Source organism: Pseudomonas izuensis (assembly GCF_009861505.1).
In the GTDB taxonomy this organism is placed as follows: Bacteria; Pseudomonadota; Gammaproteobacteria; order Pseudomonadales; family Pseudomonadaceae; genus Aquipseudomonas; species Aquipseudomonas izuensis.
Genome location: NZ_WTFT01000026.1, coordinates 1 through 15,425, shown reverse-complemented (window position 1 = coordinate 15,425; position 15,425 = coordinate 1). Strand labels below are relative to the sequence as shown.

Sequence of the window (15,425 nt, the reverse complement as noted above, 5' to 3'; positions counted from 1 at the left end):
AGCGAAAAACTACTTGTGGTAAGGGTGGCCGGACAGCACGGTCCAGGCACGATACAGCTGTTCGCCGATCAGGATGCGCACCAGCGGGTGCGGCAACGTCAACGGCGAGAGCGACCAGCGCTGATCGGCACGGGCACAGACTTCCGGCGCCAGCCCTTCGGGGCCGCCGACCATGAAATTCACCGTGCGCGAGTCCAGCCGCCAGCGATCGAGTTCGACCGCCAGTTGCTCGGTGCTCCAGGGCTTGCCGTGGACTTCGAGGGTGACAACACGCTCGTTCGGCCCGACCTTGGCCAGCATGGCTTCGCCTTCCTGACGGATGAAGCGCGCCACGTCGGCGTTCTTGCCACGGGTGTTGAGCGGTATTTCCACCAGTTCCAGCGCCAGCTCGGAAGGAAGACGCTTGGCATATTCATGCCAGCCTTCTTCCACCCATTTGGGCATGCGTGAACCGACGGCGATCAGTCGCAGTCGCACAGCCGTTCCTTATTCCTGGTCTTTGTTGAGCTTGTTGAAATGCTCGTGACCAACTTCAGGGCTGTGGTGTTTGCCATCGGCGGCACGGCTCTGCTCGGCACCTTTCCACAGGCGCTCCAGGTCGTAGAACTGACGGGCGTTGGAGGTCATCATGTGGACGATCACGTCGTCCATGTCCAGCAACACCCAGTCGCTGTCGCCCTTGCCTTCTTCACCCAGTGGCTTGATACCCAGGGCCTTGACGGCTTCGCGGACCTTGTCCAGCATCGCGCCGATCTGGCGGTTGGACGTACCGGTGGCGATGATCATGTAGTCGGTGATGCTCTGCTTGTCACGGACATCAATCACCAGCACGTCCTGGGCCTTGACGTCTTCCAGGGCCGCTACGGCGATCTTGACCAGCTCATCGCCTTTAGGCGGCTCGGCAGCGAGGACCTTTTCAGGCAGCGGGGCACTCTTGAACGTGCCTTTGCGCTTAACTTTGTTTACGTCGTTGTTCGTCATATAAAACTCGTTTTGCTCGTATGTTCGGGCGCTTCAATACACGTTGTTGCCACGTGCCTTGAGGCACTCCTCTTCAGTTCGACGCACGGTAGAGTCCGTGCGCATCGATGTAGGCCAGGACCGCGTCGGGCACCAGGAAACGTACCGACTTACCGCTGGCCAGCAGTTGACGGATCTGGGTGGCGGATACCGCGAGCGGTGTCTGCCAGACGAATGCAATCTGTCCGCTCGGCCCTTTGAGGGCCAGCGGGTCGCTCACCGAGCGCGCTGCCAGCAGGTTGCGCAAGGCATCCGGCGGTTCGCTGTCGGCATCCGGGCGTTGCAACACCAGGATATGGCAATGCTGGAGCAACTCTTCCCAGCGGTGCCAAGTGGGCAGGCCGCAAAATGCGTCCCAGCCCAAAAGCAGAAAAACCTGGGTCTCGTCGGCCATTTCGGCGCGCATCGACTCCAGGGTATCGATGGTGTAGGACGGTTTATCCCGCTGCAATTCGCGGGCGTCCACCACCAACGGTGCCACACCGGCCACCGCGCACTCGACCATCGCCAGACGGTCTTTCGCCGACACTTGCGGCGTATCCCGATGAGGCGGCCTGGCACTCGGCACCAAGCGCAGCTCATCGAGCGCCAGCGATTCGGCGACTTCCAGCGCACCGCGCAAATGGCCGACGTGCACCGGGTCAAAGGTTCCACCCAGAACGCCGATGCGTCTGGAAGGCGCGCTGGCGGTTACCGGGACTGACGGGTCGAGGTCGCCCAAGTCAGACCGGCTCCTGTCCGCGCAACTGGCCATCACCGACCACGACATACTTCTCGCAGGTCAATCCTTCGAGACCGACCGGGCCGCGGGCGTGCAGCTTATCAGTAGAAATGCCGATCTCCGCACCCAATCCGTATTCAAAACCATCGGCGAAGCAAGTCGGGGTGTTGATCATCACCGACGAGGAGTCGACTTCAGCCACAAAACGCCGGGTGTCGCCCTGGTGTTCGCTGACAATCGAATCGGTGTGATGAGAGCCGTAATGGTTGATGTGGTCGATGGCCTGTTCCAGCCCATCGACCACGCGGATCGACAGGATCGGCGCCAGGTATTCGGTACTCCAGTCTTCTTCGCTGGCCGCCAGTGCATCGATGATCGACCGGGTGCGTTCGCAGCCGCGCAGTTCGACGCCTTTTTCGCGGAACTGGGCAGCCATCGCCGGCAGGAAATCCTTGGCAACGATTTGATCGACCAGCAGCGTTTCCATCGCACCACAGATGCCATAGCGATACGTCTTGGCATTGAATGCGATGCGCTGGGCTTTTGGCAGGTCGGCATGGGCACTGACGTAAACGTGGCAGATGCCGTCCAGGTGCTTGATCACCGGCACACGGGCATCGCGACTGACGCGTTCGATCAAGCCACGGCCACCGCGGGGCACGATGACATCGACGTACTCCGGCATGGTGATCAGCGCGCCAACGGCAGCGCGGTCGGTGGTCTCGACCACTTGCACCACGGCAGCCGGCAGATCGGCCTCGGCCAGGCCGCGCTGGATGCAGGCGGCGATGGCGCGGTTGGAATGTATGGCTTCGGAGCCGCCACGCAGGATGGTCGCGTTGCCGGATTTAAGGCACAGGCTGGCGGCGTCAATGGTCACGTTGGGCCGCGACTCGTAAATGATCCCGATCACACCCAGCGGTACGCGCATCTTGCCGACCTGAATCCCCGATGGCCGATAGCTCATGTCACGGATCGCGCCGACAGGGTCCGGCAGCGCGGCCACCTGGCGCAACCCTACGATCATGCCGTCGATACGTGCCGGGGTCAGCGCCAGGCGCTCGAGCAGCGCCGGCTCCAGACCATTGGCGCGGCCGGCTGCCAGGTCCAGCTCATTGGCGGCGGTCAGCTCGGCGCGGGCAGCGTCCAGCGCATTGGCGGCAGCCTGCAGCGCGCGATTTTTCTGCGCAGTGCTGGCACGGCCGATGACGCGGGAAGCCTCGCGGGCAGCGCGACCCAGGCGGGTCATATAGTCAAGAACGGACTCAGTCATAGTCTGGCGTGGTCTTTGATAAGGTCTTGGTAAAGAGTAAAGCGGCAGATTATAGCTGTCGTGTCTCCCGACTAACAGCGGTGACGGGCGGATGGTCGAAATGGAGGGCAATTTGCCGATGTTCAGGCGGGATTAAGCTGCAAATTGTTATCATCACGCCCCCATCAGCCCTGATAAACGCCGTTCATCATGTCCAATCTGACTGATCGAGCGTCCGCAATGAGCCCGCCCAAGGGCCTCCCGGACGCGTTTTTCGACCGCGACGCGCAAATTCTTGCCCGGGATTTACTGGGGAAAGTCATTCGCCATCGGATCGGCGACCTGTGGCTCAGCGCCCGAATCATCGAGACAGAAGCGTATTACTGTGCCGAAAAAGGCAGCCACGCATCCCTCGGCTACACAGAAAAGCGTAAGGCTTTGTTTCTGGATGGCGGCCACATCTATATGTACTACGCCCGCGGCGGCGACTCCCTGAACTTCAGCGCCCAGGGCCCGGGCAATGCGGTATTGATCAAGTCCGGCTACCCGTGGGTCGACGAACTGAGCGGACCGGCGAGCCTGGCGCAAATGCTGTTGAACAACCCCGACGCCCAGGGCCGCCCTCGCCCATCGCAAAAGCTCTGCGCCGGGCAAACCTTGTTGTGCAAGTCGCTGGGCTTGAAGGTACCGGTCTGGGACGCCAAGCGCTTCGATCATGAAGTGCTGCTGGTGGAAGACGTCGGCCAGACGCCTGCCCATGTCATCCAGGCCACGCGGCTGGGCATTCCCCATGGTCGCGATGAACACCTGATGTACCGCTTCGTCGACGCGTCCTACGCGGCCTACTGCACGCGGAACCCGCTGCGACGGGGGCAGGTCGAAGGTCGCGATTACGTTGTGCTGTTCTGACCTGGACTTGAAGCAGAAGGAGTTACCTGTGGGAGCGAGCCTGCTCGCGATGACGGCGGCACATCAGGCATCAATGTGACTGACACACCGCAATCGCGAGCAGGCTCGCTCCCACAAGGTTTCAGTGTTGTTTAGAGATTTGTGTTTTGCCCCTGGAATCAATTGAACATTCAATGGAGTTGTATTTATGGGCCCATGGCTCGATAGCGTGACCGGCTGGTTGACGGTCAACCCGCAATGGCTGGCGGCAGCGGTGTTCATCGTGGCCTTCGTCGAATGCCTGGCAATTGCCGGGCTGATCGTGCCCGGCACGGTGTTGTTGTTCGCCGTGGCGGTACTGGCCGGCAGCGGAGCGCTGTCGCTGGGTGAAACGTTGCTGCTGGGCTTTCTCGCCGGGGTGCTCGGCGATGTGGTTTCGTATTTCCTGGGGCGTCATTTCCATCAGAACATCCGCCGTCTGCCAGGCCTGCGCCATCACCCGCAATGGATTGCCGGAGCCGAGGTGTACTTCCAGCGCTATGGCATCGCCAGCCTGTTGGTCGGGCGTTTTATCGGACCCTTGCGCCCCATGCTGCCGATGGTGGCCGGGATGTTCGATATGCCGTTCCCGCGTTTCTTCGCCGTCAGCCTGCTGGCCGCTGCAGGTTGGTCAGTGGCCTACCTGTTGCCGGGCTGGGCCACCGGCGCGGCGATTCGCTTGCCGCTACCCGATGGCTTCTGGCCCCAGGCCGGGGTCGTCGCCGGCAGCATTGCGCTGATGGTCGGCTTGAGCGCCACCAGCAGTCTGCGCAAGCATCGCAAGGCCACAATGTTCATTACCGGAATGAGCTTTCTGATTCTGGCGGCGCTGTTTATCGGTTACTCGCACCTGAGCGCGCTCGACCAGGGGCTGATGACCCTGGTGCAGGAACATCGCAGCCCGATGCTCGATGAAGTGGCCGTGGTGTTCACGCTGATCGGTGAGTTCCACAACATGTTGGTGTTCAGTGCCTTGCTGGTCGTACTGCTGCTGATGACCCGGCAATGGCGCCAGGCAATCTTCGCGTGCGGCACATTGCTGTTCACCGCGCTGGGCAACACCGCGACCAAGAACTTCTTCGCCCGCGTGCGTCCGGAAGTGTTGAGCGACCCATTGACCAGCTACAGCATGCCTAGCGGTCATGCCTCGGGCGCCTTCGCGCTGTTCCTGACGCTCGCCGTCCTCGCCGGTCGCGGGCAACCGCCACGGATGCGCCTGACCTGGCTGCTGGTGGGCTGCCTGCCGGCGCTGGCAATCGCACTGTCACGGGTCTATCTCGGCGCGCACTGGCCGACGGATGTCCTGGCAGGTGCGATGTTGGCGGCCTGTGTCTGCGCAGCCAGCCTGTGGCTGTGTCAGCGCCGGGCTCCGCTCAACGCCATGCCGCCCAAGGTCTGGTGGCTGGTGCTGCCATCGTTGGTGGCACTGTTCGGATTCTTCGTGTTGCGGCACTTGCCGGATACGATGTTGCGTTACGCCTATTAACAAGGCTCAGGCAAACAACTCACCCTGCAACTCATCCAGCAACGCCTGAATCGCATCCAGTCGTTGCTGCGGATCGTCGAGCTGCAGCAGGTCGATCTTGTCCAGTTCGGCGAATGGCAATAAATAGGCAAGCTGATTGGCCAGCGACTGTTGCCCGGTCGCTTCGGTGCCCATGTTCAGCGCTTCGACCATCGGGTGTTCGGCCAGGGCCTTGAGCAGGGCCACCAGATCGGCGTCCTCATCCTGCAGCGGTTGCTCGGGCTCTTCGCCCAGCCACTCGACCTCGGCCACGATCAACTGATCACGCTGCACTTCGGTACGCAGCACGTGAAAGCGCCGGCCACCCTGCACCCGGATGCCCAACAGGCCATTGTCCTGCTGCTTGAAATCGGTGATCAGCGCTTCGCACCCGACCAATGCATAACCGGCCGGGGCGATGCCGACCTCTTCGCCGTCAAGGATGCACACCACGCCAAAGCCGCCACCCTGCTTCATGCAGCGACCGATCATGTCCAGATAGCGCGCCTCGAAAATCTGCAGGTCGAGGATGCAACCTGGAAACAGCACCGTGTTCAGCGGAAAAAGCGGCAAGCTCATAGATATGTCCTTCACACCATCATCGACACCGCCAATGGCAGCAACACCGCCGTGGCCACGCCCATCAAACTCATCGCCAGCGCCGCGAAGGCGCCGCACTCTTCATTTTCCTGCATCGCCACCGCCGTGCCGACCGCGTGAGCCGTCATGCCCAACGCCATGCCGCGGGCCTCGGGACTGTGCACGCCAAGCCGGTTCAGCAGGCTCGGTCCGAAGATCGCACCGATCACCCCGGTGATCAACACGAACACCGCCGCCAGCGCCGCGACGCCCCCGATCTGTTCGGCCACCAACATGGCAATCGGCGACGTCACCGACTTCGGCGCCATGGTCATCAGGATCATGTGTTCAGCGCCGAACCACCAGCCCAGCAACACGCCCATGCCCGTGGCAACCACACCGCCTATCACCAGCGTAGTAAATATCGGCCAGAACAACTGCCGAATCCGCCGCAGGTTGAGGTACAGCGGCACGGCCAGTGCGACGGTGGCCGGGCCCAGCAGGATGCTGAGGATCTCGGTGCTCTTGCGGTACTCGGCGTAACTCAAGCCACAGCCTACCAGCACGCCGATGACCAGCAACATGGAGACCAGTACCGGTTGCAAAAAGATCCAGCGGGTTTTCTCGAAAGCCGCCAGCACCAGCTGATAGGCGCCGAGGGTAATGCCGATACCGAACAACGGATGATGAATCACTGACGTCCAGGCGCCCTGCCAGTCAAGGATCATTGGCTGTCCTCACGAGGGTGGGCATGACGCTTGATCAGGCGCTGCATCAGCACGCCCGCGAACGCCATGGACAGCACCAGCGACAACACCAGCGCACCGACAATGGCCCAGAAATCCGCCGCGATGTCTCTGGCGTAAACCATCACACCCACCGCGGGCGGCACCAGAAGCAATGGCAGATAACGCAGCAGGCTGCTGGCTGCCAGGTTCAGCGGCTCACCCACCTGGCCACGGCTGATCAAAAACACCAGCAGTAGCAGCAAACCAATGATCGGCCCCGGCAGCACCGGTAGAAACAAATGGTTGATGGCTGTGCCGAGCAATTGGAACAGCACCAGCCAGGTCAAGCCTCGTAATAACATCCCTCTTCTCCCGCAAAACCCCTCACCCGCAATGACGGGCCGGGCATTATAAGCACGGCTGCCGTATACATCGGCATTCGCCAATAGCATGGTCGGTTGACCGCAGCGATTTGCCATGTTGATCTAAAGTGGTAAGCCGGGAGGTCAAATCCCCCCAAACTCAAAACTATAAAACCGATGAACCCAAGGAGAGTCTCAATGCCCTTTGTTCCAGTTGCAGAGCTCAAAGATTATGTCGGCAAGGAACTTGGACGTTCCGAATGGCTCACGATCGATCAGGAGCGCATCAACCTGTTCGCCGAAGCTACAGGGGACTATCAGTTCATCCATGTCGATCCGGTCAAAGCCGCGCAAACGCCATTTGGCAGCACTATTGCTCACGGATTCCTGTCGCTGTCGCTGATCCCGAAATTGATGGAAGACATCCTCGTCATGCCCGAAGGCTTGAAGATGGTGGTCAATTACGGCCTGGACAGCGTGCGTTTCATTCAGCCAGTCAAGGTCAACTCCAGGGTGCGGCTCAAGGTCGATCTGACCGAAGTCATCGAAAAGAAACCCGGCCAATGGCTGCTCAAGGCCACTACCACCCTGGAAATCGAAGGCTCCGACAAACCGGCGTATATCGCTGAGCCCTTGTCGCTCTGCTTCGTGTAAACCTTCCCGGGTGCGAAGCAGCTCACGCTGTTTCGCACCCGCTGCTTTCATACCGGCTGTATAAGGACACATAGCTGCGGCATACTCGGTCGCCTAATTGCCCGGAACCCGCTATGCGCTCACTTGCACTCCTTGCCTTGACCCTGATGCTCACCGCTTGCGGCAACGGCGAATCGCCATTGCCTCCCGACGCCCGCCTGCCGGACGGCGGACGCTATCGTGGCGCCCTGGTCGATGGGTTGCTGCAAGGCCAGGGCCGTATCGATTACCCGAACGGCAGTTGGTATGCCGGCGAGTTCGACAAGGGTCAATGGCACGGCCAGGGCGAGTGGCACGGCAGCAACGGCGAGGTCTACCGCGGACAGTTCAACCAGGGACTGTTCGACGGCCAGGGCAGCCTGAGCACCAACGGCAGCAGCTACAACGGCCGCTTCAAACTCGGCCGGCGTGATGGCGAGGGCACCCTCAAAGAAAACGGCATGACGTACCGTGGCGAATTCAAGTCTGATCAGTATTCAGGGCTCGGTCATCTGGAGCTTGAAGACGGCAGCACCTACCAGGGCCAGTTCGCCCATGGCAAACCCAACGGCGAAGGCCAGCGCGGCGATGGCAGCGGCAATCAATTCACCGGGCATTTCGTCGACGGTCAGCTGGAAGGCAACGGGACATTCAACAGCGCTGACGGCGATATTTACGTCGGCGGTTTCAAGAACAATCAACTGCACGGCAAGGGTCGTTACGAAAACGCTGACGGCGATGTCTGGCTGGGTCAGTTCAAGGAAGGCTCGCTCAATGGCAAGGGCGAGTTGATCGGTGCCGACGGCAGCCATTATATCGGCCACTTCAACGACTGGCGCTTCAGTGGTCAAGGCCGCTTGAACCTGGCCGACGGCAGCTTCTACATCGGCCAGTTCGACGGCGATGCCTATTCCGGTCGCGGCACCCTGGTACTGACCGATGGTGCAGTGCTCAGCGGCACCTGGATCAACGGCCAGCGTGTGCGTGATGCCGATGGCAAGTTGCTGCCCGACACCCTCGAACTCGGTCTATTGGCCCAGGGGCGACTGCTCGAAGACGCGCTAAGCAACGTGCCGGCCTCGACCCCGGCGGTAGAGCTATACACCCTGACGGTGGGTGGCGACGGCAAGCAAAGCGTGTTCCTGCGAGAATCCGACTACGTCGCGAACATGCTCACCAGTCGCTTTGGTGCCTTCGGTCAGATCCGCCTGGTGAACCATCGCGACCACCTCAGCGACCGACCAATGGCTACCCGGGAAAACCTGCGCCGCGCGGCAGCGACCCTCGCCGAACGTAGCGGCCCTGAGGATTTGATTTTCATTTACCTGACCAGTCACGGCACCAGTGAGCACGAACTGGTGCTGGACCAGCCACGCATGGAACTGGCCGATCTGCCGGCCGACGAACTGGCCGCGGTGCTCGCCCCCTTGAAAAACCGCGATAAAATCATCGTGATTTCATCCTGCTACTCCGGTGGATTCATTCCCGCCCTCAAGGACGAACGCACCCTGATCATGACCGCCTCGCGGGCCGACCGTGTGTCGTTTGGCTGTTCGGAAGAAGCCAATTTCACCTACTTTGGCGACGCCTTGTTCGCCCAGGCCTTGAACCAGACCGATGATCTGGAACAAGCCTTCAAGCGGGCCAAGGCCACCGTGGCGGAGCGTGAGCTGGCCGACAGCTACGAAGCCTCCGAGCCGCAGATCTGGGCACCGAAAACCGTGCTTTCGCACTGGCAGCTGTTACGCAAACAGCAGGCACGCAAAGCGCTGCAAAGTGTGTTGATTGACGGCAAGGATGCAAAGACCAACTAAGCTGATGAGTATCAAGGGAGAAACACTATGTACTTGACGCCTCAGCACGTATTGCTTGCCGGAGCCACCGGTTTGACCGGTGAACACCTGCTCGATCGATTGCTCAATGAGCCAACGATTACGCGGGTACTGGCTCCCTCACGCCGACCGCTGGCCAGGCATCCCCACCTGGAAAACCCGGTCGGCGACCCGGCGATGTTCCTGCCGCAATTGAGCGGTCGCATCGACATCGCCTATTGCTGCCTGGGCACCACCATCAAACAGGCGGGCTCGGAAGAGGCGTTTCGCGCGGTGGATCTGGACATGGTGGTGGCGTTCGCCAAACGTGCCCGGGAGATGGGCGCGCGACACTTGATCGTGATCAGCGCATTGGGGGCCGATCGCAGATCGCCGAATTTCTACAACCGGGTCAAAGGCGAGATGGAATACGCATTGCGCGCGCAGGACTGGCCACAACTGACCATTTGCCGACCCTCGTTGCTGCTGGGCGAACGCATTGAGCCGCGCCTGGCGGAGAAAGTCGCCGGGCCGCTGTCACGGCTGATTCCCGGCAAGTACCACGGCATCGAAGCCTGCCAAATGGCCCGCGCCATGTGGCGCCTGGCGCTGGAAGAGCAGGAGGGAGTGCGGATTGTCGAGTCGGATGAGTTGAGGAAGCTGGGCAAATAGTTTCTAGCGTCTGACAGGACGCAATCGCGAGCAGGCTCGCTCCCACATTTGATCCGGGTCGTTCACAAATCCAATGTAGGAGCGAGCCTGCTCGCGAAGGGAGCGACACCGATTCAATGCCGAACGCTACAACCCACCCGTCGCCTGGAAATTAACTCCCAACACCGTCAACAACGACAACGGCAACAGCAGCGTGTCGAGCAACGCACTGGCGGGCAGGTCAACCCCCGGATAGCCCGGCGCCTCAGCGCCGAAACGATCCTTGGCGCAACAGCCGCCATTCATCGCGTACAGATCCAGCCGCGTCCCCGCATACACCACCGGCGCCCCCGGTTTGGCGGCATCCAGCGTTCGCGCCGTAGCACAGCCGGCCAACTGCATGACCAGCAGCACCACCAACAGCTTATTCATCGCTGCTCAAATGGTGCTCGCCCCATCGCGGCAACATGTCCTGGGGAATGCCCAGCAGATTGAGTATCCGCGCCACCACGAAATCGATCAGGTCGTCGATGGTTTGTGGCTGATGATAGAAGCCTGGCGATGCAGGCAGAATCGTCACACCCATGTTCGACAACTTGAGCATGTGTTCCAGGTGAATGCTCGAATACGGCGATTCCCGCGGCACCAGAATCAGCTGGCGGCGCTCCTTCAACGTCACATCCGCGGCACGTTCGATCAGATTGTTGCAAGCGCCGGTCGCGATGGCGGACAAAGTCCCCGTGGAACACGGCACGACCACCATCGCCGCCGGCGCGCCGGAACCCGAGGCCACCGGCGACATCCAGTCTTCCTTGCCATACACGCGGATCTGTCCGGCGGCAGCACCGGTGTATTCGGTGAGGAAGGCTTGCATCATTTGCGGCTTGGCGGGCAGCGTGACATCGGTTTCAGTTGCCATCACCAGTTGCGCGGCCTTGGAAATCAGGAAATGCACTTCGCGGTCTTCGCGCACCAGGCAGTCGAGCAGGCGCAAGCCGTACTGGGCGCCGGAAGCGCCAGTCATCGCCAGCGTGATGCGGTCCGGGCCGTTGTTCATTTGAGCGCCTCGGCGAGTTTGCCGTGCAGGCCGCCGAATCCGCCATTACTCATGATCACCACGTGGGTGCCCGGTTGAGCCTGACTTTTCACGCGGTCGATGATGCCTTCGAGCGAGTCGCTGACAATCGACGGCACAGTGCACAGCGCTGCAGTGGCCGCCAGGTCCCAACCGAGATTGGCCGGCGCGTACCAGATCACCTGATCGGCATCGACCACGCTTTCCGGCAACCCATCGCGGTGCGCGCCGAGCTTCATGGAGTTGGAACGCGGTTCGATGATCGCGATCAACGGCGCATCGCCAATGCGCTTGCGCAGGCCGTCGAGCGTGGTGGCGATGGCGGTCGGGTGGTGAGCGAAGTCGTCATAAATGGTGATGCCACGCACGTCCGCGACTTTCTCCATCCGCCGCTTGACGCTTTTGAAAGCGCTCAATGCAGCGATGCCCATCGACGGCACCACACCCACATGCCGCGCCGCAGCCAGGGTCGCCAGCGCGTTGGCAACGTTGTGCTGTCCGGTCATGTCCCACTCGACCACGCCCTGGGAAACCCCTTCGAACATCACTTCGAAGGCCGAACCGTCGTCACTGAGCAACTTGACCTGCCACTGTCCGCCGGCACCGGTGGTTTGCACCGGGGTCCAGCACCCCATTTCGATGACGCGCCGCAAAGCCGGTTCAGTGGTCGGATGAATCACCAGGCCTTCGCTCGGGATGGTCCGCACCAGGTGGTGGAATTGCCGCTCGATGGCGGGCAAGTCCGGGAAGATATCGGCGTGATCGAATTCCAGGTTATTCAGGATCGCCGTGCGCGGGCGGTAATGAACGAACTTGGAGCGCTTGTCGAAAAAGGCGCTGTCGTATTCATCGGCTTCGATCACGAAAAACGGGGTACCGCCCAAACGCGCCGACACCGAGAAGTTCTGCGGTACACCACCGATCAGGAAGCCCGGGCTCATGCCCGCGTGCTCCAGGACCCAGGCGAGCATGCTGCTGGTGGTGGTCTTGCCGTGGGTGCCGGCAACCGCCAGCACCCAGCGACCTTGCAATACGTGATCGGCCAGCCATTGCGGGCCGGAGACGTAAGGCAGGCCTTTGTTCAGGACATATTCCACCGCCGGGTTGCCGCGGGACATGGCATTGCCGATCACCACCAGGTCGGGTGCCGGATCGAGTTGCGCCGGGTCGTAGCCTTGGGTCAACTCAATGCCCTGAGCCTCAAGCTGCGTACTCATCGGCGGGTAGACGTTGGCATCGGAGCCGGTCACGTGATGGCCGAGTTCCTTGGCCAGAACCGCCATCGAACCCATGAAAGTGCCGCAGATACCAAGAATATGAATGTGCATAGTCGACCTCGTAAAACATGGCCGCAGGTTAGCCTAGGGAGGGGAAAATCGCACCTTGTGTTTCAAGATCACCGCCGCTCCCACAGGTTTCGGTGGTGTTTACCTGGCAATACCGTGCTTACGCAGCTTTCGGTAGAGGGTATTGCGACTCACGCCCAACTGTTCAGCCGTATGCGTCATATGCCAGCGCGTCTGCTCCAGCGCATTCAATAACGCCAGCCGCTCGGCATCCTCCAGCGGATGCTCGGACGGCTCTTCAAGCGTCTGCATGGTCACCGGCCGCGCCTGTCGGATCATCGCCGGCAAATCCTCCAGCCCTACCCGCCCGCCGTCACACAACGCCGCCAGCGTGCGCAGCACATTGCGCAATTGCCGAACGTTGCCCGGCCAGGCAAACCCCAGCAATGCCTCCCGCGCCGGCCCATCGATCAACACTGCTTCCCCGCCCGCTTCTTCGGCCAGTAAAAAGTCGAGCAGCTGCGATTTGTCACTGCGATCACGCAATGCCGGCAGCGCTACCTCCAGCCCATTGAGCCGGTAATACAGGTCCTCGCGAAAACTGCCGTCCTCAACCCGCCCCAGCAAATTGCGGTGTGTGGCGCTGATGATCCGCACGTTGACCGGCTCCGGCTCGCCACCGATCGGCACCACCTGACGATCTTCCAGCACCCTTAACAGTCGCGTCTGCAAGGCCAGGGGCATGTCGCCGATTTCGTCGAGGAACAAGGTTCCGCCATCGGCCTGCTGTAATTTGCCGCGCATGCCTTCCTTGCGCGCCCCGGTGAAACTGCCGCCGCGATAGCCGAACAATTCGCTTTCGATCAGGCTTTCGGGAATGGCGGCGCAGTTCAGGGCGACGAATGCTTTTGTGGCCCGCTGACTGGCCTGATGGACGGCCTTGGCGAAGGCCTCCTTGCCCGACCCGGTTTCGCCGTTGATCAGCAAAGGGACGTCCCGTTCGTACACGCGCAAGGCCTTGCGGAAATCTGCCTGCAACGCGGCATCGCCCAGGCAGATGCCCGACAGCTGTGTGGGCTCTTCACGCACCGGACTGGGCACCAGCGGCACCGGCACGCGCCGCGGCTGGCCGCGCAACACGGCAAACAGGCTACGCCCGTCACGGGTGCGCAACGGCCAACTGGCGCTGGCGTTGGCGCTCGCGCGGCCGAGCAGCTCATCCAGGGCGCAGTCGAAAAACGCCTCCACCGGTTTGCCCAGCAAGCCGCCGCGGACATGCCCCAACAGGTTCAGTGCGCTCTGATTGACCGCGCAGATCCGCCCCTCTCCATCGAACGCCAGCAGGCCTTCACTGAACAACCCGACGGACTCTGCCTGCAGATGAAAACGCAGCAGCCATTGATTGTCGAAATAACGCAGGAAGTAGCAGCTCTCGATCATCTTCGCCGAAAGATTGACCAGGGCCATGGTGTGGAACTGACTCTGGCGCGAAACATCGGGGCGCGCCGAGGACACATCAAGCACCGCCAGCAGTTCGCCATGCGGGTCGAATACCGGACTCGCGGAGCACGTCAGGCCGGTATGTCGGCCGCGAAAATGTTCATCCTGGTGGATGGTCAGCGCCTGGCGCTCCACCAGGCAGGTGCCGATGCCATTGGTGCCTTCGCAGGCCTCACTCCAGTCGGCGCCGAGCCAGAGCCCGGCGCGCTCGAAAATCTTTCGTTCGGCGGGGGCCGTCACGCAGTTGAGGATCACGCCCCGTGCATCGGTCAACAGCACCGCATGCCCGGCACCGGAGAGCTGCTGATGCAGGCTGGTCATTTCGTTGCCGGCAATGTGCAGCACTTGCTGCAGGCGTTCGCGACTTTCAAGCACGCGCCCATGCTCCAGCACCGTCGGCGCCATGGTCAGGGCCGGATCGAGGTGATAGTCCTCAAGACAGCGCAGCCAGGAACGGGCGATGGACGGATCACTGCCAGGACCGTGCAGGTGGGCTTTGCCCTGGGTCACGGTCAATACCTGTTGGGCATGGCGACTCAAATGGTTGTCGTGCATTTCTTATTGTTCTCCCCGGGGCTCGGTGACCCGTGCTGAGGTGAAGCCCGAGCATCCTCCAGCCTAGCCTGCAATGCAATGCTGGCAAGACCGGGCAGTCACAGCCTGTGCCACAAACGGTACAAAGTGTCACCCAGCCTGTACCGAAAGCGTCACAGACGCCGTCCACCCGTCCGACAAAAAATGCGCAAGGCCTTGATTTGCCTGACCTGCAGGGCAGTGGCCCGACCTTTGCTCTACGCTTATACAAGCGCACATGCGCGTCTCTAATAAGTACAAAAGCCAAGGAGAAACCAATCATGCGTTACGCTCACCCCGGTACTGAAGGCGCTATCGTTTCGTTCAAAGCCAAATACGGTAACTACATCGGCGGCGAGTTCGTCGCGCCTGTCAAAGGTCAGTACTTCACCAATACCTCGCCAGTGAATGGCCAACCGATTGCCGAATTCCCCCGTTCCACGGCCGAAGACATCGACAAGGCCCTGGACGCTGCCCACGCGGCGGCCGATGCCTGGGGCGCCACGTCCGCCCAGGCGCGCTCCCTGGTCCTGTTGAAAATCGCCGATCGCATCGAACAGAACCTCGAAACCCTGGCAATCACCGAATCCTGGGACAACGGCAAGGCCGTGCGGGAAACCCTCAACGCCGATATCCCGCTGGCCGCCGACCACTTCCGTTACTTCGCCGGGTGCCTGCGCGCCCAAGAAGGCAGCGCCGCCGAAATCGACGGCAATACCGTGGCCTATCACATTCATGAACCGCTGGGCGTGGTCGGGCAGATC

General features: G+C 61.3%; 17 protein-coding genes. 6 read left to right on the top strand and 11 right to left on the bottom strand.

Going from position 1 to position 15,425, the window contains the following annotated elements:
• Positions 1-9: 9 nt before the first annotated feature.
• The 4 genes from rlmH to GPL81_RS21025 form a co-directional block, all read right to left on the bottom strand.
• The gene (rlmH, locus tag GPL81_RS21040; RefSeq protein ID WP_007937439.1) at positions 10-477 is read right to left on the bottom strand and encodes a 23S rRNA (pseudouridine(1915)-N(3))-methyltransferase RlmH; all 468 of its coding nucleotides are present in this window, start codon (positions 475-477) and stop codon (positions 10-12) included.
• A 9-nt stretch (positions 478-486) separates the two neighbouring features.
• A complete protein-coding gene (gene rsfS, locus GPL81_RS21035; protein WP_008022922.1) occupies positions 487-981 on the bottom strand; it encodes a ribosome silencing factor in 495 nt (164 codons plus the stop codon).
• A gap of 73 nt (positions 982-1,054) precedes the next feature.
• A complete protein-coding gene (gene nadD, locus GPL81_RS21030; RefSeq protein ID WP_160108303.1) occupies positions 1,055-1,774 on the bottom strand; it encodes a nicotinate-nucleotide adenylyltransferase in 720 nt (239 codons plus the stop codon).
• Entirely contained in the window at positions 1,743-3,014 is a 1,272-nt protein-coding gene (locus GPL81_RS21025; RefSeq protein ID WP_160108302.1) for a glutamate-5-semialdehyde dehydrogenase, read from the bottom strand. The genes nadD and GPL81_RS21025 overlap by 32 nt, the downstream gene beginning before the upstream one ends.
• A gap of 189 nt (positions 3,015-3,203) precedes the next feature.
• On the opposite strand from GPL81_RS21025, the gene GPL81_RS21020 reads away from it, so the two are divergent.
• Together GPL81_RS21020 and GPL81_RS21015 are read left to right on the top strand one after the other, a co-directional pair.
• The gene (locus GPL81_RS21020; protein WP_160108301.1) at positions 3,204-3,902 is read left to right on the top strand and encodes a DNA-3-methyladenine glycosylase; all 699 of its coding nucleotides are present in this window, start codon (positions 3,204-3,206) and stop codon (positions 3,900-3,902) included.
• Between the two features lie 187 nt (positions 3,903-4,089).
• A complete protein-coding gene (locus tag GPL81_RS21015; protein WP_160108300.1) occupies positions 4,090-5,406 on the top strand; it encodes a bifunctional DedA family/phosphatase PAP2 family protein in 1,317 nt (438 codons plus the stop codon).
• 6 nt (positions 5,407-5,412) lie between these two features.
• Here GPL81_RS21015 and GPL81_RS21010 read toward each other — a convergent pair whose 3' ends face one another.
• The 3 genes from GPL81_RS21010 to GPL81_RS21000 are packed head-to-tail and all read right to left on the bottom strand — an operon-like array spanning position 5,413 to position 7,093.
• Entirely contained in the window at positions 5,413-6,003 is a 591-nt protein-coding gene (locus GPL81_RS21010; protein WP_160108299.1) for an LON peptidase substrate-binding domain-containing protein, read from the bottom strand.
• Between the two features lie 11 nt (positions 6,004-6,014).
• Positions 6,015-6,731 carry an LrgB family protein gene (locus GPL81_RS21005; RefSeq protein ID WP_096514878.1) on the bottom strand — a complete coding sequence of 239 codons (717 nt, stop codon included), beginning with the start codon at positions 6,729-6,731 and terminating at the stop codon, positions 6,015-6,017.
• A complete protein-coding gene (locus GPL81_RS21000) occupies positions 6,728-7,093 on the bottom strand; it encodes a CidA/LrgA family protein (protein WP_160108298.1) in 366 nt (121 codons plus the stop codon). The genes GPL81_RS21005 and GPL81_RS21000 overlap by 4 nt, the downstream gene beginning before the upstream one ends.
• Before the next feature lie 198 nt (positions 7,094-7,291).
• Between GPL81_RS21000 and GPL81_RS20995 the strand changes: the two genes are divergently transcribed.
• From GPL81_RS20995 to GPL81_RS20985, 3 genes are all read left to right on the top strand, one after another.
• Positions 7,292-7,747, top strand: coding sequence for a MaoC family dehydratase (locus GPL81_RS20995; RefSeq protein ID WP_096514874.1), 456 nt, complete (start codon positions 7,292-7,294; stop codon positions 7,745-7,747).
• 113 nt (positions 7,748-7,860) lie between these two features.
• A complete protein-coding gene (locus GPL81_RS20990; RefSeq protein ID WP_160108297.1) occupies positions 7,861-9,579 on the top strand; it encodes a C13 family peptidase in 1,719 nt (572 codons plus the stop codon).
• A 27-nt stretch (positions 9,580-9,606) separates the two neighbouring features.
• The gene (locus tag GPL81_RS20985; protein ID WP_160108296.1) at positions 9,607-10,248 is read left to right on the top strand and encodes an oxidoreductase; all 642 of its coding nucleotides are present in this window, start codon (positions 9,607-9,609) and stop codon (positions 10,246-10,248) included.
• Between the two features lie 126 nt (positions 10,249-10,374).
• On the opposite strand, the gene GPL81_RS20980 is transcribed toward GPL81_RS20985, so the two are convergent.
• The 4 genes from GPL81_RS20980 to GPL81_RS20965 form a co-directional block, all read right to left on the bottom strand.
• A complete protein-coding gene (locus tag GPL81_RS20980; RefSeq protein WP_096514868.1) occupies positions 10,375-10,659 on the bottom strand; it encodes a YceK/YidQ family lipoprotein in 285 nt (94 codons plus the stop codon).
• On the bottom strand, positions 10,652-11,284 hold the full coding sequence (gene ubiX, locus GPL81_RS20975) for a flavin prenyltransferase UbiX (protein ID WP_160108295.1): 633 nt from the start codon (positions 11,282-11,284) through the stop codon (positions 10,652-10,654). Before ubiX ends, GPL81_RS20980 begins: the two co-directional genes overlap by 8 nt.
• Positions 11,281-12,630, bottom strand: coding sequence for a UDP-N-acetylmuramate:L-alanyl-gamma-D-glutamyl-meso-diaminopimelate ligase (gene mpl / locus GPL81_RS20970; protein ID WP_160108294.1), 1,350 nt, complete (start codon positions 12,628-12,630; stop codon positions 11,281-11,283). Before mpl ends, ubiX begins: the two co-directional genes overlap by 4 nt.
• 99 nt (positions 12,631-12,729) lie before the next feature.
• Entirely contained in the window at positions 12,730-14,643 is a 1,914-nt protein-coding gene (locus GPL81_RS20965; protein WP_160108293.1) for a sigma-54-dependent Fis family transcriptional regulator, read from the bottom strand.
• 299 nt (positions 14,644-14,942) lie between these two features.
• Between GPL81_RS20965 and GPL81_RS20960 the strand changes: the two genes are divergently transcribed.
• A partial coding sequence (locus tag GPL81_RS20960) for an aldehyde dehydrogenase family protein (protein WP_160108292.1) occupies positions 14,943-15,425 on the top strand: 483 nt, incomplete at its 3' end.